The organism is Pseudomonas sp. EYE_354, assembly GCF_023148575.1.
GTDB lineage: Bacteria > Pseudomonadota > Gammaproteobacteria > Pseudomonadales > Pseudomonadaceae > Aquipseudomonas.
Genome location: NZ_JAHXNQ010000018.1, coordinates 1 through 19,163 on the forward strand (window position 1 = coordinate 1; position 19,163 = coordinate 19,163).

The following is a 19,163-nucleotide window of genomic DNA, read 5'->3' on the forward strand; positions in this document are numbered from 1 at the left end:
AGGGCGATGTCGGCGGTCATGTTGACCTCTTGCGGCATCCAGTGGTTGGCGCAGCCGTCGAGGTACTTCTGCCAGGCCCAGTCGTACTTGAAGGGTACGAGCTGGTTGAGGTCGGCGCGGCAGTTGATCATGCGCTTTTCGTCGACGGCGACACGGGCGGAGGCGCCTTCGAGTTCGGCGAGGCCTTCGGCGACGTCGAGTTTGTCCAGGGCGGCCTTGGCGCGCACGATGGCGGCCGAGTCGTTGGCGGTGACGGCGCGGGCTTCAATGGCGGCAGCGGCGCCGGCACCGTCGAGGCGGTCCATGTTGGCTTCGGTGGCGTGGCCGGCGTTGGCGCCTTTAGCGGCTACTTCGCCTTCTTCTTCTTTGTCGAATTCGTCCCAGCTCAGCATGACGTGTCGTCTCCTGCGTGAGGGCTCAAGGTGCCCGTGTGAAACCGGATGGTTGGGTGTTCACACGGCCCAGGGCCGCGGTGGATCTTAAGGAATCGTTTGTTGCAGCAGCTAGCGCAGGCATTAAACGCAATGGGGTTACGGGTACTCTGCGTGAGGCTTGAGGTGCGGAGCGGTGCGTGTTTGCTCCAGCGGAGGCCTCAGGTCTGGCTCTTCGTCCCTGTGTAAAGGGATATTGCAGGCCCGATTTACCCGCGCATTATAGGGAAAAAATCGCCGCTGTGTTGCGGCGGATGGTCTCGGCGCGCACACAAAATCACGGCTTTTTGAGCCGCAACGAGGGTTTACAGGGGTTGGCGGGCAGGAATTTTTTGACGGACGGTGGCCGAATGTCAGCAGGCCTTTGCCCGGCCCCGGTGCCTGCGCTGCCAGTCGATCAATCGGCGTGCCCCTGGCCGGGTAACTGAGCGCGCAGAAACTGCAGCAGGCTTCGGCACGCCGCCGACTGGTAGGGCGTCGGCCGGCTGATGAGGTGAAAACGCCGGGACGCCCAGTTGTCACTCAGGCGGATGCTGACCAGACCGGGCCCATCGGCGTGGCTGACCGCTTTTCTCGGGATGACGGCGATGCCCAGGTTGGCCTGGACCATCCGGCACACCGCGTCGAAGCTTTTAACATGCACCTCGTAGTTGATCGCCTGGCTGCCGTTGCGGGCGGCCTGCTCCAGCGTGCGATACAGCGGGCTGTCCTTGTGCAGCGCGATATGGCTGAACGACAGGCTGTCGCAAAAGGCGATAACGCGGTGCCGCGACAGTGGGTGGCCCATCGGCACCACCAGCACCAATTCATCCGCGTGGTAATCATGCACTTCCAGGCCTTGCGCTGCGGCGTCGAGCAGGCCGGTGCCGATGCCCACGTCATTTCGATTGCCGAGCACCGACGCCACGGCTTCTTCGCTGGTTTGTTCCTCAAGCTCTATTTCGATAGCCGGGTGCGCCGTGCGGAAGGCGCGAAGGTCATGGGGCAGGAACTGGATGATGCTGGAGCGATTCGCGCCGATCCTTATATGTCCGCGTTGTCCCTGGGCGAAGTCGGACAGTTGCGCGCTCATCTGCAACAAATCATCGACCACCCGTGTGGCGTGCTTCAGCAGGCACTGGCCGGCGGGCGTGGCGGTGATGCCTTTTTTATGGCGATAGAACAACGCAGTGCCCACGGCGTCTTCGAGTTCGGCAATGCGTTTGCTCACCGCCGAGGCCACCATGTTTTCCTTGTCGGCGGCGCGGGCGATGCTGCCCAGTTCGCAGGCAGCTATGAAGAGCTTCAGGGAAGTGGGGTCAAATCGCCAGATTGATTGCATGGAGCACCGCTATTTGGTGATGGGTGTGCTGAGCAATGATCACTACCGTTAAACAGGTCGCTGGTTAGTATCGCTCTCAGACAGGAGAGGGCCTATGACTAAAACACCCCTGCGCTTTGAAGGACGCGTCCTATTTTTATCCCGCCACAGCGAAGCTGTTCGTGCCCAGCTACAGGGGCGCGACATCACGCTGGCCGATGCGCTGCCGCTGCGTGATGATATTTCCACCGACGAAATCACGCCTGTGGTGGTCATGATGACCTACGACGCGCGGCTGGGTGAGTTCCCCTATGTGGGGTTCAAGGCCGAAGGCGTCTGCCCGATCGGCAACTTCGCGGTTCAGGCGGGCGGGTTCGCGGTCACGGTGGCGGGCAAGCGCTATGGCAAGGGTTCTTCGCGCGAGTCCAGCCCGCTGGCGGAAAAGTCCGCCGGTATCCGGTTGATCATTGCCGAGAGTTTCGAGCGCATCTATCGCCAGAACTGCGACAACATCGGGATTTATACCTCGACTGATTTCGGTTTGATCGAGCGTATCCGCGCCGGTGAAGCCATCGATATAGAAGAGTTCCTCATCGGGCGCGATGCGGTGACGCAGGCGGTGATCCGCGCAGGCGGTCTGTTGCCGTTCAGCAAGACCCGGTTGCCCCCGTGTGATGCCAAAGTGTTCAACCGCCTCCCGAGCGGCCGGCCCCTGACGCTGATCGAAAAGATCATCGAGCGCCGACGTCTGGAGCCTGTTAATGCGGTGGTCAAAGGTGATGGCGTGTTTATCTCGGCGGACTGGCGGTTCAGCCACGATTACTTCACCGGGATGTGTGCGCACCTGATGCACGACGCCTTTGGTGACGACGTGGCGCTGGTGCGTCCCGATGAAATTATTGCCTTTCAAGACCACCTTATCCTGGCCAGCCAGAGTGCGGCCCATGTGCGTGACAACCTGCTCGCTGCGGTAGGTGGGTTGGCCTGCGCCCATGACGCCTTTGTGCGGCGCTACCCGGTGATCGAGCACGGTGCATTGCGTGACGGCCCTGGCTCGGAGGGCATCTGCCACGCGTTGATGACCGAGCAGTACGCGCTGCCCGGCCAAGTCGTCGTGGGCACCGACTCGCATTCCCCGCACTCCGGTGCGCTGGGCTGCCTGGCCTTTGGGGCCGGCGCCACGGACATCGCCAACAGCTGGGCCACCGGTTACATCCGCTGTCGGATGCCCGAGGTTATCCGTGTCGAGCTCAATGGCCGACTTGCGCCTGGGGTAACCGCCAAGGACGTGGTGCTTGAGTTGCTGGGCTCGACGTTCATCCGTCAGGGCCATGGGATTGGCGCAGTGTTCGAATACACCGGCGAAGCGGTGCGCGCCATGTCCATTGATGAGCGAGCCACCTTGACCAATATGGTGGCGGAGCTGGGCGGGTTCACTGGCATCGTGGAGCCCGACCAGAAAACCGTCGATTTCATTCTTGAACGCCGCGCCGTGGCCATTGAGCTGGAGCCCTGGTTATTCAGTGATGCGCAGGCCGAATACAAAGTGCGGCTGGGCATCGACTGCTCGCGCCTGACGCCGATGGTCGCTGCGCCCGGCGATCCGGGAAACGCCGTAGCCCTTGCCACGCTCGAGAGGCCTGTATTCGTCGACATTGCCTACGGCGGCTCCTGTACCGCGGGCAAGCGCGAGGACTTTGACTATTACCACGAGGTTCTGGCCTGGGGCCTGGCACATGGATTGTCGCTGCATGAGCGCACCCGGCTCTTCCTGCAATATGGCACGTTGGCGGTGCGCGACTACTGCGTCGAGCAGGGCTACGTGACCACCTTCGAGCGCCTGGGCGTCGAGATGATCATGCCCGGCTGCGGCGCTTGCGCGAACTGCGGTCCGGGGTCTTCCACGCGTGCAGACCAGGTGACCGTGAGCGCGATCAACCGCAATTTTCCTGGTCGCTCCGGGCCAGGCCAGGTGTGGCTTGCCAACCCCTACACCGTGGCGGCCAGTGCGTTCCTTGGGCGTCTCGGCAGTTTTGACGAATTACGCCGGCTAGCGTGCACAGAGGAGGTGCGTTGAGATGGGCTTTTCGACGGCCGATCTCTGTGACCGGCACGAAGCCATGCTTGCAATGGCGGTGTGGCCGAGCCGCTTCGCGTTGCGGCCCTTATCGTGTGGGTGAGCTGAGCTGTCCGTGACCGGCTTGCTGACGTTCCAGCCGGCTGCCGTGCGTGGCCGGAAATTAACACTCTCCAACAACAATAATGACGGAGACATACCATGACGACTGCAACGCCAAGCACTGCCCTGAACCCTGCCGGGATCGATGAACTGTTGCTCTACCGACGCATCGCCTGGCGGATTTTGCCGCTGACAATTGTGTGTTTTCTGTTTTCCTATTTTGACCGGATCAATATCAGCTTCGCCAAGACCCAGATGCAGGCGGACCTGGGCCTGTCGGATGCGGCGTACGGGTTCGCCGCGAGCATTTTTTTCTTTGGGTATGTGCTGTTCGAAGTGCCGAGCAGTTACGGGCTCAAGCGCTATGGGGCGCCCAGCTGGATCTGTCGCATCATGGTGTCGTGGGGCTTGGCGACGGGGGCGCTGGTGTTTGCCTACAACGAATACACCTTGTACTTCCTGCGCTTTCTGATCGGCGTGATGGAGGCCGGGTTTGGTCCGGCGCTGTTGTTCTATCTGGCCTGCTGGTTTCCGAAAAAGAACCTGGCAAGCATGAATGGCATCTGGTTTCTGTCGATCCCACTGGCCGGTGTGCTGGGTGCGCCGGTGTCGGGCATCATCCTCGAGTACATGAACGGTTTTCTCGGGCTGGCGGGCTGGCATTGGTTGTTCATCCTGTCCGGGCTGCCGTGCAGTGTCCTCGGGGTGGTGGTGCTGTTCCGGCTCGACCGGGATATTCAGTCGGCGCGGTGGCTGAGTCAGGATGAAAAGGACTTGCTCCAGCGCAACCTGGATAACGATAAGAAGCAGTTCAGGCCGATCCAGGCGTCGTTGCTCAAGGTGATCTTTACGCGGCAGGTGGCCGTGCTGTCGGTGATCTATTTCATGATCAAGCTCACCGGGTACGGGCTCAATTTCTGGATGCCTCACCTGATCAGCGCCTCGGGGATAAAAAGCCAGGTAACGGTGGGGTTCCTGACCGCGCTGCCTTATCTGGTCGCGGCCATCGGCATGATCATCGTCACGCGGCGTTCCGACGCCACCGGTGAGCGGCGCAAGTACCTGTGGCTGTGCATGTCTGTGGGTGGCGTGGGCTATTTCGCCGCGTGCTACTTCAACGAGCACTACGTGCTGCTGACCTCGTTCCTGGTACTGGCCACGGCCGGTGTGTTCATTGCCATCCCGATTTTCTGGACGATTCCCCAGCAGGCATTCACCGGCATTGCTATCGCCGGGGGGATTGCCGCCGTGAACACGGTGGGGCAGCTCAGTGGGATGGTGGCGCCGTTGCTGGTGGGCTACATCAACGATGTAAGCGGCAATACGTACCTGGGCATGTTGGCGTTGGCGCCGTTCTGCCTGTTATGCGCAGGTCTGGTGTACTGGGGGTTGCCGGATGATCGAACCACCGGCAAGCCTGCTCGGCATTTTATGAAAGCCGCGAGGCAGGGCCGATAACAGAGACTGGGACTTTGCCGCAAGAACGATTTCTTGCGGCGAACAACTTCAGGGGCAACTTGCACGGGGACGTTATTACCCGTTAGAGCAACCATTGCCCATGACGTGATAATTAAGAATGTGACGTTTGCCCTGGGAATCTTCATATTCCATCTTCACCGGTACAACTTCGCATACTTCGGGTACGGTGCTCATGGACAGTACTTTGGCGACGTCCAAGTGAGTGCTATAGGTGTAGTCCTCCACAATCGGGGCGTTCTGGCCGGCCAGCTCGGTCGGGGCTTCGTCGGCCAGGGCGGCGGTGGCGCACAAGCTGCTGAGGGCCATAACTACGAGAGCTTTCATTTCTTTACTTACCTTCTTCAGGGCGAAAGGGGGCACGGGGCCCTTATGAGGCCGCGTGTGTAACTTAAAAGTTGGGAAGTTTGGATTAACGGTGCCTTCGTGGGGGCTGTTACGTTGTTAATCACTGCCGTGTAAATCACGGTGCCTTGGTGGGCGGAGTTGATTCTAGGCCCGGGCGTTATATTCATATACCCGTGCTTTTGATAAACACTATTGGCGGTTTTTGTAACAATCCCGTGTCAGAGGTTTTTTTGCAGGCGGGCAAAGCCGCGCAGGGCGCGGGCCAGAGGGGCGGGCGGGATAGCAGGGCAATTTGTAGGGTCTTGTTACTACCATCGTCGAATGGTTCTATAGGCCCACCCCGGCTACAACTGGGCCATACAACAACAACTATGTCACCGAGGTAAGAAAGATGAGTGCGGCTTCCCTGTACCCCGTTCGCCCCGAAGTAGCAGCCAACACGCTGACCGATGAGGCGACCTACAAGGCCATGTACCAGCAGTCGGTGGTCAACCCCGATGGTTTCTGGCGTGAGCAAGCCAAGCGCCTTGACTGGGTCAAGCCTTTCACCGCGGTCAAGCAGACCTCTTTCGATGACCACCATGTCGACATCAAATGGTTCGCTGATGGCACCCTGAACGTTTCCTATAACTGCCTGGACCGTCACCTCGCCGAGCGCGGCGATCAGGCGGCGATCATCTGGGAGGGCGATGACCCTGCCGAGAGCCGCACCATCACCTACCGCGAGCTGCATGAAGAAGTCTGCAAGTTCGCCAACGCCCTGCGCGGCCAGGACGTGCACCGCGGCGACGTGGTGACGATCTACATGCCGATGATCCCCGAAGCCGTGGTCGCCATGCTGGCCTGTACCCGCATCGGTGCGATCCACTCCGTGGTGTTCGGTGGTTTCTCGCCGGAGGCCCTGGCCGGTCGCATCATTGACTGTAAGTCGAAGGTGGTGATTACCGCTGACGAAGGTATCCGCGCCGGTAAGAAAATTCCGCTCAAGGCCAACGTCGACGACGCCCTGACCAACCCGGAAACCAGCAGCATCCAGAAAGTCATCGTGTGCAAACGCACCAATGGCACGATCAAGTGGAACCAGCACCGCGACATCTGGTACGAAGACCTGATGAAAGTGGCGGGCACCGTATGTGCGCCCAAAGAAATGGGCGCCGAAGAGGCCCTGTTCATCCTCTACACCTCCGGTTCCACCGGCAAGCCTAAAGGCGTGCAGCACACCACCGGCGGTTACCTGCTGTACGCGGCGCTGACCCACGAGCGCGTGTTCGACTACCGTCCGGGCGAAATCTACTGGTGCACCGCCGACGTCGGCTGGGTCACCGGCCACACCTACATCGTCTACGGCCCGCTGGCCAATGGCGCGACCACGCTGCTGTTCGAAGGCGTGCCGAACTACCCGGACATTACCCGGGTGGGCAAGATCGTCGACAAGCACAAGGTCAACATCCTCTACACCGCGCCGACCGCGATCCGCGCCATGATGGCGTCGGGCACCGCCGCCTGCGAAGGCGTGGACGGCAGCAGCCTGCGCCTGCTCGGTTCGGTGGGTGAGCCGATCAACCCTGAAGCGTGGGACTGGTACTACAAGAACGTCGGCCAATCCCGTTGCCCGATCGTCGACACCTGGTGGCAAACCGAAACCGGCGCCACCCTGATGAGCCCGCTGCCAGGCGCCCATGCGCTCAAGCCGGGTTCGGCGGCGCGGCCGTTCTTTGGTGTGGTGCCGGCATTGGTGGACAACCTGGGCAACATCATCGAAGGCGCCGCCGAAGGCAACCTGGTGATCCTCGATTCGTGGCCAGGCCAGGCCCGTACGCTGTACGGCGACCATGATCGTTTTGTGGACACCTATTTCAAGACGTTCCGTGGCATGTACTTCACCGGTGACGGCGCCCGTCGCGATGAAGACGGCTACTGGTGGATCACCGGGCGTGTGGATGACGTATTGAACGTGTCCGGCCACCGCATGGGCACCGCCGAGATCGAAAGCGCCATGGTGGCCCACCCTAAAGTCGCCGAAGCGGCGGTGGTGGGTGTGCCGCACGACATCAAGGGGCAGGGCATCTACGTGTATGTCACCCTCAAAAATGGCGAAGAACCCAACGAAGCGCTGCGCCTGGAGCTGAAAAACTGGGTGCGCAAAGAGATCGGTCCAATCGCTTCGCCGGACGTGATCCAGTGGGCACCGGGCTTGCCGAAAACCCGTTCGGGCAAAATCATGCGTCGCATCCTGCGCAAGATCGCCACGGCGGAATACGACGGGCTGGGCGATATCTCCACCCTGGCCGACCCGGGCGTGGTGGCGCATTTGATTGAAACCCACAAGACCATGAACGCCGCCTAAGGCGAAGCGGGTCAGACAAAGCCCCATTCGGTGTGAGCCGGGTGGGGCTTTTTCATGCGCTCAAAACCCCTGGGGAGTTCCTGTGACAGGGCTCTACAGCCGGTTAGCGCCAAGGGGTAAGCCCCACCTGCATTTGCTTTCTCCCGGTAGGCCAATAAATATCGGTTTATCACGTAGGAGGTTTCTGATTGTTACCGAGCGGCGCAAATGTGTAACCCTCTGCCCAAACATGAGGCAAAGCGCTACGTCCGTGCCCCGAAAAACCGCGTTTTAGACACCCTCGCCAATTAGATTAAACGCCACACTTGCCGTGCTAGAAGGGTTTGCGAATAATAGGCCCGCAATTTGCAGCATCTACAGGTTTAATGTCTTTTGCCTCTGCATAAAACTCGGAGGCTGTCAATGAGCTGGAACTGCTTTCTCGGTGCTTCTGTAAATTGTTGTCGCATTGAGGAAATATCGGCTTCCGGCCTGTCGTTAGAATGCCGATCACTCGCTCGTCGTCGCAGACCGTTGAATCTGCGCAGGACGCAGCGCCGCTATTCGGTTTCACCTTCGCCGCATCGTGGGCCATGGCTCATACTGCTGTTTTGCCCTATACCGATGGAGTCCCAAGATGAAGAAACTCGTGCTGTTGGGCGCCCTGGCGCTGTCCGTGCTGTCCATGCAGGCCTTCGCTGAAGGCAAGCCCCTGAAAATTGGTATCGAAGCGGCTTACCCTCCATTTGCCTCCAAGGCGCCGGATGGCAGCATCGTCGGTTTTGACTACGACATCGGCAACGCCCTGTGCGAAGAGATGAAGGTCAAATGTACGTGGGTCGAGCAAGAGTTCGACGGCCTGATCCCTGCGCTCAAAGTGCGCAAGATCGACGCAATCCTGTCGTCCATGTCCATCACCGAAGACCGCAAGAAATCCGTGGACTTCACCAACCGCTACTACCTGACCCCCGCGCGTCTGGTGTTGAAGGAAGGCACAGCGGTCAGCGACAGCCTGAGCGAACTCAAAGGCAAGAAGATCGGCGTACAGCGCGGTTCGATCCACGACCGTTTCGCCAAGGAAGTCCTCGCGCCTAAAGGCGTCACCGTGGTGCCTTACAGCTCGCAGAATGAAATCTACCTGGACGTGGAAGCCGGTCGCCTCGACGGCACCGTGGCCGATGCCACCCTGCTGCAGGAAGGCTTCCTCGACACCCCGGCCGGTAAAGGCTACGCGTTCACCGGCCCGGCGTTCACCGACGTCAAATACTTCGGCGACGGCGTAGGCATCGCGGTACGTAAAGGCGACAAGGAAAACCTGGACCGCATCAACGCAGCGATCGCGGCGATCCGTGCCAACGGCAAGTACAAGGAAATCGAGAAAAAGTACTTCAATTTCGATATTTACGGCGCTGATACACCCGCCGCCTTGTAAGTACTCGCAGCTGTCAGTCCACAATGGCGCAAGCAACAGAACACTCTGAAGTTTGCGCCATTTTTTCATCCCCCTTTTCGAGGACCTGAATCATGTTGAAAGGCTACGGGGCCGTCATCCTCGATGGCGCATGGTTGACGCTTCAGCTCGCCTTGTCGTCCATGGCCCTGGCCATTGTTCTGGGTCTGATCGGGGTCGCGTTACGCCTGTCGCCGGTGCGCTGGCTGGCCTGGCTGGGTGACTTGTACTCCACGGTGATCCGCGGGATCCCCGACCTGGTGCTGATCCTGCTGATTTTCTACGGCGGTCAGGACCTGCTTAACCGCGTCGCGCCGATGCTCGGCTATGACGACTATATTGACTTGAACCCCCTGGCAGCCGGTATCGGCACCCTGGGTTTCATCTTTGGCGCCTACCTGTCGGAAACCTTCCGCGGCGCCTTCATGGCCATCCCCAAGGGCCAGGCCGAAGCCGGCCTTGCGTATGGCATGAGCAGCTTCCAGGTGTTTTTCCGGGTGATGGTGCCGCAGATGATCCGGCTGGCGATCCCTGGGTTCACCAACAACTGGCTGGTCCTCACCAAGGCCACCGCGTTGATTTCGGTGGTGGGCCTGCAAGACATGATGTTCAAGGCCAAGCAGGCGGCAGACGCCACCCGCGAGCCTTTTACCTTCTTCCTCGCAGTGGCGGCGATGTACCTGGTGATCACCAGCGTGTCGTTGCTGGCCCTGCGTCATCTTGAGAAGCGCTACTCGGTAGGCGTAAGGGCGGCTGATCTATGATCTTCGACTACAACGTCATTTGGGAGGCCATGCCGCTGTACCTTGGCGGCTTGCTGACCACCCTGAAACTGCTCGCCATCTCGCTGTTCTTCGGCCTGCTCGCCGCGCTGCCCCTGGGCTTGATGCGCGTGTCCAAGCAGCCGCTCGTCAACGGCGCGGCGTGGCTCTACACCTACGTGATCCGTGGCACGCCGATGCTGGTGCAGTTGTTCCTGATCTACTACGGCTTGGCGCAGTTCGAGGCGGTGCGCGAGAGTTTCATGTGGCCGCTGCTGTCCAGTGCCACCTTCTGTGCGTGCCTGGCCTTTGCCATCAACACCAGCGCCTACACCGCCGAGATCATTGCCGGCAGCCTTAAGGCCACGCCCAATGGCGAGATCGAAGCGGCCAAGGCCATGGGCATGTCGCGCTATAAACTGTATCGCCGCATCCTGCTGCCGTCGGCCTTGCGTCGTGCGCTGCCGCAGTACAGCAACGAAGTGATCATGATGCTGCAGACCACCAGCCTGGCGTCCATCGTCACCCTGATCGACATCACCGGTGCCGCGCGCACGGTCAATGCCCAGTTCTACCTGCCGTTCGAAGCCTATATCACCGCCGGCGTGTTCTACCTGTGCCTGACCTTCATCCTGGTGCGCCTGTTCAAGTTGGCCGAGCGCCGCTGGCTGAGCTACCTGGCTCCACGGAAGCATTGATATGGAACGTATCGATCATCTGCTGCCCTGGGGGCACTTGGGCTGCGAGCGTCAACTGAGCGTATTCCGCTTTGGCAGTGGCGAGCGCAAGGCCTACATCCAGGCCAGCCTGCACGCCGATGAACTGCCCGGCATGCGCGCCGCCTGGGAGCTGAAAAAACGCCTGACCGAACTGGAACAGCAAGGCGCCCTCAATGGGGTGATCGAGCTGGTGCCGGTGGCCAACCCGATGGGCCTGGGCCAGTTGCTGCAAGGCAGCCACCAGGGGCGTTTCGAGGTGGGCAGCGGCAAGAATTTCAACCGCGATTTCGTCGAGTTGAGCGAGCCGGTCGCGGCGCTGCTGCAAGGCAAGCTGGGCGATGATCCGCACGCCAACGTGGGCATGATCCGCCAGGCCATGAGCGATGCGCTCACTGGGTTGCCCGCACCGAGCAGCCAGCTGCAAGGCATGCAACGCATCCTGCTGAGCCACGCCTGCACGGCGGATATCGTCCTCGACCTGCACTGCGACGCCGAAGCCGCGCTGCACATGTACGCGCTGCCCCAGCACTGGCCTCAGTGGCGTTCGCTGTCGGCCCATTTGAATGTGAAGGTCGGCCTGCTGGCGGAAGATTCCGGCGGCAGCTCGTTCGACGAAGCCTGCTCGCTGCCCTGGTTGCGCCTGTCACGGCTGTTTCCCGAGGCACAGATTCCATTGGCGTGCCTGGCCACGACCCTCGAGTTGGGCGGTCAGGCCGACACCGGCCGCGATGAGGCGATTTTCCATGCCGAAGGCATCCTTGCGTTCCTCGCCGAGCAGGGCCTGATCAAGGGCCAATGGCCGGCGCCGCAGTTTGAAGCGTGCGAAGGCATGCCGTTCGAAGGCACCGAGTTGTTGTTCGCACCCCACGCCGGGGTGATCAGTTACCTGCGTAAAGCCGGCGAGTGGGTTGAGAAGGGCGACGCGATTTTTGAAGTGATTGACCCCCTGGACGACCGCGTGAGCATCCTCTGCGCGGGCACCTCGGGGGTGTTGTTTGCCGTTGAACGGCTGCGTTATGCCCAAGCGGGTTTCTGGCTGGCCAAGGTGGCGGGGCGCGATGCGCTGCGACACGGGCGCTTGCTCAACGACTGACCACCTGTTTTTGTGAGAACCGACCGCATGTACAAGCTTGAAGTCCAAGACCTGCATAAACGCTATGGCAGTCATGAAGTGCTCAAAGGCGTGTCCCTGGCCGCTGCGGCCGGTGATGTGATCAGCATCATCGGTTCCAGCGGTTCGGGCAAAAGTACCTTTTTGCGCTGCATCAACCTGCTGGAGCAACCCCACGCCGGCAAGATCCTGCTCAATAACGAAGAGCTCAAGCTGGTGGCCAACAAGGACGGCGCGCTGAAGGCCGCCGACCCCAAACAGCTGCAACGCATGCGTTCGCGCCTGTCCATGGTGTTCCAGCATTTCAACCTGTGGTCGCACATGACCGCGCTTGAAAACGTGATGGAAGCCCCGGTGCACGTGTTGGGCGTGTCGAAAAAAGAAGCCCGTGAAAAGGCCGAACACTACCTGGCCAAAGTCGGCGTGGGCCATCGTAAGGATGCGTTCCCCGGCCACATGTCCGGCGGCGAGCAGCAGCGCGTGGCGATCGCCCGTGCCCTGGCCATGGAACCGGAGGTGATGCTGTTCGACGAACCGACCTCGGCGCTGGACCCGGAGCTGGTGGGCGAAGTGCTCAAGGTGATGCAGGACCTGGCCCAGGAAGGCCGCACCATGGTGGTGGTGACCCACGAAATGGGCTTTGCCCGTGAAGTCTCCAACCAACTGGTGTTCTTGCACAAAGGCATCGTTGAAGAGCGTGGCAACCCGCGTGAAGTGCTGGTGAACCCTCAGTCCGAAAGGTTGCAGCAGTTTTTGTCCGGCAGCTTGAAATAAGCCTGTGCGGGCTTTTTTTGCGAGCGGGCTTGCCCCGCGCCGGGCAGCGAGGCGGCCCCCGACCAGAAAAAGCCGGCACCCCAGTCAGATATCCAGATGTTTTGAGATTTGTGTTGGTTTACGGGCTAGCATTAGCCCCTGTCTTCATTACCGTTCTTTGCTTCGGATAGCTCCCACATGACCGCCCACAAAATTGGTTTCCTGATTTGGCCCAGCACAAAAGCACTCACGCTTGCGCTGGCTGAGGAGGCTTTGCGCGTTGCTCAGCGGGTGCATCCGGACGTGGTGTATGAACTGTCGTTTCTGCTCGCTGAACCTGCCACCGACGGCGCGTGGCAATTGCCGGGTGAACCCTGGGCCGGCAAGCTCGACGGCTTGCAGAAGCTGTTCCTGCTTGCCGACGAACCGCCGACGGTGATCGGCTCGCAACTGAGCACTGCGCTCAAGCAATTGGTGCGCGCCGGTTGTGTGATCGGTGGCTTGTCGGCGGGGGTCTATCCCTTGGCCCAACTCGGTCTGCTCGATGGTTACCGCGCCGCGGTGCACTGGCGCTGGCAGGACGATTTTGCCGAGCGTTTCCCCAAGGTCATCGCCACCAGCCACTTGTTCGACTGGGATCGTGACCGCCTGACCGCCTGCGGCGGCATGTCGGTACTTGACCTGCTGCTGGCGGTGCTCGCCCGCGACCATGGCGCTGAACTGGCCGGTGCGGTATCCGAAGAACTGGTGGTGGAACGCATCCGTGAAGGCGGCGAGCGCCAGCGCATCCCGCTGCAAAACCGCCTGGGCTCCAGCCATCCAAAGCTGACCCAGGCGGTGCTGTTGATGGAGGCCAACATCGAAGAGCCGCTGACCACCGACGAAATTGCCCAGCATGTCTGCGTATCGCGACGACAGTTGGAACGGATCTTCAAGCAATACCTCAACCGCGTGCCCAGCCAGTACTACCTGGAATTGCGCCTGAACAAGGCCCGCCAGATGCTTATGCAAACCAGCAAGTCGATCATCCAGATCGGCCTGTCCTGCGGCTTCTCCTCGGGGCCGCACTTTTCCAGCGCCTACCGCAATTTCTTCGGCGCCACCCCGCGTGAAGACCGCAACCAGCGGCGCAGCAGCAGCCCCTTCGAATTGTCATCGGTGCCGTCCGAACGCGGCTGAACGGCCCGTCATGGCTCCATCTCGTCTTCGGAGACATCCATCGGGGGCGGCCCTGGGTTCATCTGCGCGTCCAACGACACCTCGACCACGCCGAAGTCGACCGCCGTGCGCCGGTAGTACGGGCGCAGCATGGCGATGGTCGCGGGCGTGAGCGGGTTGCCGTTGAGGTCAAAACCGTCGGCCAGGTCCGGTGGCACCTCAAGAATATCGCTGGGCAGCTCGGTGATCAGGTTATCGCTCAGGTTCAGTTGAGCGAGCGAGCGCCGACTGAAAGTGCCGTGCGGCACCTCGGTCAGGCCGCTATTTTCCAGCATCAAGGCGCTCAGGTGCGGCATCTGGCTGACGTCGGGCGTGATGCCCAGCGGGTTGTCACTCAAATCCAGGTATTGAAGGGTGTCCAGGCCGCTGAGGGCGTCGGCGCTGGTCGGCGTCAGGCGCACGTGGCTGCGTGACAGGATCAGGCTCTTGAGCTTGGTCAGGCTGAACACCCCCAATGGAATGTCCTGCAAGGCGTAGCGGTGAATCATCAGGGTTTCGAGTTGAGGGAAACGCTCGAGAAACCCGACCGGCAGGGTCGTGGTTTCCTCGCCCCGCAGCTCAAGTCTGGACACATGGTTGAAGTCGACATTGAGCACCGGCAGATCCCCCAGGATCGGATCGCTGCAAATCAGTTCATGGGCATCGCGCAGCGGTTCTTGGTCCTCATCCAGCGCGGTTTCCCGTCGCCAGCACTCCTCAAGCAACGTTTTCAAGGCCCGGCGAGTGACCTGTTGCTGCGCACGCGCTTGCTGCTCCAACGGCGCGTTGGTGATTGGATGGTGCTCGGGTGCATTTACCGCCCAGTGTTCAAGGTCGGTTTGCAGGCGCTCGTAGTCGGCTTTGAGTTGGGTGAGGGCGGGCATTGCGTCGTCCAGGCCGCCGGGCAGCTTGAAAATAAACCGGCTGGCCTGCTTGTCGGTGAAGGTGGGATAGAGCTCATGCACGCGACGCCGCTCTTCGATACCGGCATCTGCGCCCAGGTGTTCGCCGGTGTCCTGGCAGTGGAACTTGACGCGTTCCAGCGCGGCGCGCGACAGCGGGTTGCCGGACATGTCGTAGGCTTCGGCGCGATCGGCGGGCAGGCTGAACAGAGCCTCGGGCAGCGTCTGGATCTGGTTGTCACTGAGGTCGGCGAGGGTCAGGTGCGAGCGCTCGAGCAGGCCGTCGGGAAATTGCGAAATCTCGGTCTGGCTCAGGTTCAGCGTGCGCAGGTCGGCCATGTTCTCAAGGTTGGGCGCCAGGGTCAGCGGGTTGGCATAGAGGTCGAGTTTTTTCAGCTGATTCAGGCCGGCAAGGTGTTCACGGGTCTGGGCCGTCAGCTTGATGGCGCAGTTGCGCAGCGTCAGTTCATTCAAGCGGGCCATCGAGGTGACCTCGGTGGGCAGTGCGCGCAGGGCGATATCGCTGACGGTCAGGCTGCGCAGTCTGGGGAATTGCGCGAGGAAGGCCTGGGTGCCTCGGGTCGAGACGTAGCTGTTCAGGTCCAGGCGGGAGACGTGTTCGAAGTTGGCTCGCAGCGTCGGCAGGTCGCCGTAAATCGGGCGGTTCAGGCGCAAGCGATAGCCGTTGTCGTGCGGGTTGGCGAAGTAGTTGTCTTCTTCGGTTTCATGGCGCCAGGCGCGAATCAGCTCCTGTTTCCAGCGCAGGCGATTGTGCCGCTGTGCCTCGATCACCGAGGGGTTGAGCGCCAGGGTCGTGTCCAGGTAGGTGTGCGGGGTGTCGTGATGCCAGGCGTTCAGGTCGGCCTCTAATTGCAGGAACTCGTTTTTCAGCGTCTGCAGGGTTTGCAGCGGCGATCCCGGATGGCTGCGCAGGGCGTTCAGGGCCTCGGTCACTTCATTCGAGGTCAGGCTGGGGTAAAGCTCGTGCAGTCGCGCTTCCAGCGACAGCTGCCCGCTGGGGCCGGGGGTCGCCTCATATCCCTCCATGCCGCCTGGCAAGCGCAACAGTGTCGGGTCATAGGTCGGTTTGCGTAACGGCGCCTCGGCCAGCAGCTCGCCCAGGGTGTCCCGTGGCAGGGGATGGGCGCGCAAGGTCTGGCGCAGTAACGGCCCCTGGCCGATATGAATGCCCAGTGCGTCGCGTTGCGCGTCGGGCAGGGCCTGGAGCACGGCGGTGTAGAAGTCGGTTGCTGCGAACAGCGTGCCCTTGTGATCTTCCGGCACGTACGCGCCGTCGACGGTGCGCACCAATGTGCGTTGAATCGGCGCTTGAAGGGCGCCGATGGCGTCGCGCACGTGGCCGGTGCGCGTGTAGTCGGTGACCACCAGACGCACCTGCGGCGACCAGCCGGGCAGGTTTTCCAGGGAGTGCAGGGCGAGGCGGTGGGTGTCGCTGCTGTCCACCGAAGCGAGATACAACCCCTCGTATGCGCGGCTGATGCGCACGTGATGCGCCGCCCAGCGCGCACGTTCGAGCACGGCCGGCGGCATTTTGCCCTGGTCGATCTCCAGCAGCGCCTCGCCGCTGGCCTCGCGCAAGACTTCTTCGGCCGCGCTGGTGGGCAGGCCGGGGGTGGTGTCGATGATTTTTTGCAGGCGCGGATTGTCGGTGTGCTCCAGGGCGCGGTAGCGCGAATCGAACAGGGCGAAGCGTTTTTCCTCGGCTTTGCCGGCCAGGCGTTTGCGCAGCTTGGCCGCGCGCACATGGGGCTGGGCGACGGGCGTGCCGAAGGGTTCTTCGAGCAGGGTTTTGCGTTCGGGTTCGTCGAGGGTTTCCAGCAGGGTTTTCAGCAAGTCGCCATTTTTCAGCTGCGCTTGGTGCACCTGCACCACGGCCGCGTTTGCCCGGCCAGGCAGTTCCCACAGGGTCTGGCCCTCGGCGTCCAGTACGCGCAGGGTCTTGGCGTCGGGCCAGAGTGTGGTGTTGCTGAGCAGCCAGAGTTGGGTCTGGGCGTCGGCTTTGCCAAAGACCTGCGGGTCGTCACTGTTCATCTGGTCGATGAAGTCTTGCAACTGTTGATCGAGCTTGACGCGCTTGAGGGTGTCGCTCAGCAGTGGCGGCGGCGCCTGGCGCTGCAGGTACATGCTGCGCAATGCCGCGTCGTCGGTGCCGCTGATGCGGCGGGCCTGCTCAAGACGCGCAGGGCTGAGGCCATCGGCGAGCGGGCCGAGGCGGCGCAGCAGGGTGGTGCTGTCCCAGCTCAACGGCTGCTCGGCTTCGCTCACCCAGGCGCCTTTGCCATTACCCATCAGACGTGGTCGGTAGGCATGCGGGCGCGTGGGGTGTTGCAGGAAGGCATTGCCGGCATCCTTCTCGACGGCGAAATGTCTGCCGTCGAGGGGCAGGATCTGTTTGCCCTGGTGGGGGTGCAGCCCTTCGCGGTTGGCGCGAGAGGTGTCGGGCAGCTCGACGGTGTGGGCGTAGGGTTGCAGGTCGGGCTTCCACAGGCGGGTCTTGCCATCGCTGGCGGTTACCGGAGTCAACTTGTCGAAAAATGCCCACAGTTGGGGGGGCAGTGCCTGGCGCAGCAGCTGTTCGGCAATCGGTGCGCCGACCGCGAACAGGCCCAGTTGAACCATCTGTTCAAGTATCGACACCAGGTGCGCAAACGCTTGGTGTCTGAGCCCTTCAGCCCAATCGACAATGCCCTCAAAGACGTCGTCAAGCAGTTGGTAAGCGGTATAGCCGAGCATCAGCAGGCCCAGCGGCGGAATGAACGGGGTGGCGATAAAAGCCGCGACTTCCAGGATGGCCTTGGCGACTTTTTGCAGAATGTTCCAGCGCTGCCAGCGTGCCTGGCTGTCGGCATCTGCGGTGGAGACGGCGATCACCCGCGCGTCATTGAGCAGCGTGTTGAGCTTGGTTTCATACAGGTGCTCGTACAGGTCGCCGCTGATTTTGCTCGCGAAAAACTGCAGGTTGGGTTCAGCCACCGGTCGCTCGCGCCACGCCGGGCGCGGGTCGCCGGCGACCGGTTTGTGCCAGGCCACCTGTGACAGTCGGTTGTTGAGGTCGGCAAAGAAGTAGCCGCGGTGCTCATGTCTGACGAAGCGGCTGAAGAACGTCTGGTAGTCGGCGCTGCGCAGTTTGGCGGTGAGGTCGAGCATGAACGCGGTGCCGCTGGGGTAATACGCGAGCGGCGCCTGCGGGTCGCCAGGGATGTACGCGACGACGGGCACGGCATCGTGGTGCCGCTCCAGGTCGGCGGCGAACAGCACGATACCGGCCAGTGGTGCGCCCATCAGGCTCAAGTCGTGGCTGAGCAGCGGTTGGCCCTGCAACAGCATGCCGTCGAGGCCTTGCAGTTGGCCTTGGAGTGTATGGAATGCAGAGTCGCTCACCTGCTTTTTCAGGCGCGCCAGGTGCAGGCTGGCGTGGGCCTCGGCTTTGAGGCTGTGGATGACGTTGCGGCGCAGGGTGGCCTGGGCGGCAGCGTCGTTGAAGCCGAAAAAGTCTTTGAGGTAGCGCTGGTAATGCGCGCCGATGTCCAGTTCGCGGCACAGGCGCACGAACTGTTCGATGCTCAGCACACGGCGAAGGGCCGGCAACAAGGTGAACTGCCCGCTCGCGGAGGGTTGGGTGATGAAGGTCGACTCGGGCGCGTAGGCGTTCGGTGCGCTTTCGGCCTCATCGAAGTTGTGCAGCACCGCGTCCAGCAGCGACACGGTCCACACGCTTGCGCCACCGGTGGGCAGCGGCAGCAGTGGCGTGGTCAGGCGCGTGTACAGGCGCAGGTAGGTGGTGTGGACGTCGGCGTCGATGCCAAAGCGCTGTTGGAGCGCTTGCTGCAGCCGGGGCGCGGCAAATTGCTGTGGGGTTTGCAGTGTGTCCAATGCCCTGTCGACGGGGTTGTGCGCGGTCCAACTTGCCGCTATCGCCAGCCGCAGCGGCATCTGCCGTTGGCGGCTGGCACGGGTATGCCAATCGGCAAACAGCGGGGGCGTGTCGCGCAGGGCCTGGCGCCTGGCTGCGCTGGCGTTGCCCAGCCAGTCGGGCAGTGCGCCGTGCACGCCGACAGGCGCGGCGGCGGTGGCATGGGTAAGACGTTGAATAACGGGGGGCGCCATGGGGCTGATCCTTCGGTGAGTGGAGTCACGCAGATCAAAACAAGCCGCAGGGCGCCTCGGGGCGCAGATAGTTAGTGCCTGG

General features: G+C 61.7%; 12 protein-coding genes and 1 pseudogene. 9 read left to right on the forward strand and 4 right to left on the reverse strand.

The annotated features are described in order from the left end of the window. Both KZX66_RS21900 and KZX66_RS21905 read right to left on the reverse strand, forming a co-directional pair. Positions 1–392 (reverse strand): annotated as a pseudogene (locus KZX66_RS21900) (ribonucleotide-diphosphate reductase subunit beta); the annotation flags it as partial. Positions 393–828: 436 nt separating this feature from the next. Beyond that, entirely contained in the window at positions 829–1,752 is a 924-nt protein-coding gene (locus tag KZX66_RS21905) for a LysR family transcriptional regulator (RefSeq protein ID WP_248083357.1), read from the reverse strand. Positions 1,753–1,846: 94 nt separating this feature from the next. On the opposite strand from KZX66_RS21905, the gene KZX66_RS21910 reads away from it, so the two are divergent. Both KZX66_RS21910 and KZX66_RS21915 read left to right on the forward strand, forming a co-directional pair. Next, entirely contained in the window at positions 1,847–3,808 is a 1,962-nt protein-coding gene (locus KZX66_RS21910) for an aconitase family protein (RefSeq protein WP_248083358.1), read from the forward strand. 201 nt (positions 3,809–4,009) lie between these two features. Next, positions 4,010–5,368, forward strand: coding sequence for an MFS transporter (locus KZX66_RS21915; RefSeq protein ID WP_248083359.1), 1,359 nt, complete (start codon positions 4,010–4,012; stop codon positions 5,366–5,368). 75 nt (positions 5,369–5,443) lie between these two features. On the opposite strand, the gene KZX66_RS21920 is transcribed toward KZX66_RS21915, so the two are convergent. Then, the gene (locus KZX66_RS21920) at positions 5,444–5,713 is read right to left on the reverse strand and encodes a DUF2790 domain-containing protein (RefSeq protein WP_248083360.1); all 270 of its coding nucleotides are present in this window, start codon (positions 5,711–5,713) and stop codon (positions 5,444–5,446) included. 412 nt (positions 5,714–6,125) lie between these two features. Here KZX66_RS21920 and acs point away from each other — a divergent pair, with 412 nt between their 5' ends. The 7 genes from acs (at position 6,126) to KZX66_RS21955 (ending at position 14,033) form a co-directional block, all read left to right on the forward strand. Further along, positions 6,126–8,081: an acetate--CoA ligase gene (gene acs / locus KZX66_RS21925; protein ID WP_248083361.1), complete on the forward strand. Its 1,956-nt coding sequence runs from the start codon at positions 6,126–6,128 to the stop codon at positions 8,079–8,081. Positions 8,082–8,697: 616 nt separating this feature from the next. Then, positions 8,698–9,492 (forward strand): ABC transporter substrate-binding protein, encoded by a 795-nt coding sequence (locus KZX66_RS21930; protein ID WP_248083362.1) that lies wholly within the window; start codon positions 8,698–8,700, stop codon positions 9,490–9,492. A 92-nt stretch (positions 9,493–9,584) separates the two neighbouring features. Continuing rightward, the gene (locus KZX66_RS21935) at positions 9,585–10,274 is read left to right on the forward strand and encodes an ABC transporter permease (RefSeq protein ID WP_010208305.1); all 690 of its coding nucleotides are present in this window, start codon (positions 9,585–9,587) and stop codon (positions 10,272–10,274) included. Continuing rightward, positions 10,271–10,969 (forward strand): ABC transporter permease, encoded by a 699-nt coding sequence (locus KZX66_RS21940; RefSeq protein ID WP_248083363.1) that lies wholly within the window; start codon positions 10,271–10,273, stop codon positions 10,967–10,969. The genes KZX66_RS21935 and KZX66_RS21940 overlap by 4 nt, the downstream gene beginning before the upstream one ends. A gap of 1 nt (position 10,970) precedes the next feature. Next, positions 10,971–12,083: a succinylglutamate desuccinylase/aspartoacylase family protein gene (locus tag KZX66_RS21945; RefSeq protein WP_248083364.1), complete on the forward strand. Its 1,113-nt coding sequence runs from the start codon at positions 10,971–10,973 to the stop codon at positions 12,081–12,083. A gap of 27 nt (positions 12,084–12,110) precedes the next feature. Beyond that, positions 12,111–12,875 (forward strand): ATP-binding cassette domain-containing protein, encoded by a 765-nt coding sequence (locus tag KZX66_RS21950; protein WP_003175659.1) that lies wholly within the window; start codon positions 12,111–12,113, stop codon positions 12,873–12,875. Between the two features lie 177 nt (positions 12,876–13,052). After that, the gene (locus tag KZX66_RS21955; protein ID WP_248083365.1) at positions 13,053–14,033 is read left to right on the forward strand and encodes a GlxA family transcriptional regulator; all 981 of its coding nucleotides are present in this window, start codon (positions 13,053–13,055) and stop codon (positions 14,031–14,033) included. An 8-nt stretch (positions 14,034–14,041) separates the two neighbouring features. Here KZX66_RS21955 and KZX66_RS21960 read toward each other — a convergent pair whose 3' ends face one another. Then, a complete protein-coding gene (locus tag KZX66_RS21960; RefSeq protein ID WP_248083366.1) occupies positions 14,042–19,081 on the reverse strand; it encodes a DUF6543 domain-containing protein in 5,040 nt (1,679 codons plus the stop codon). Positions 19,082–19,163: the final 82 nt, after the last annotated feature.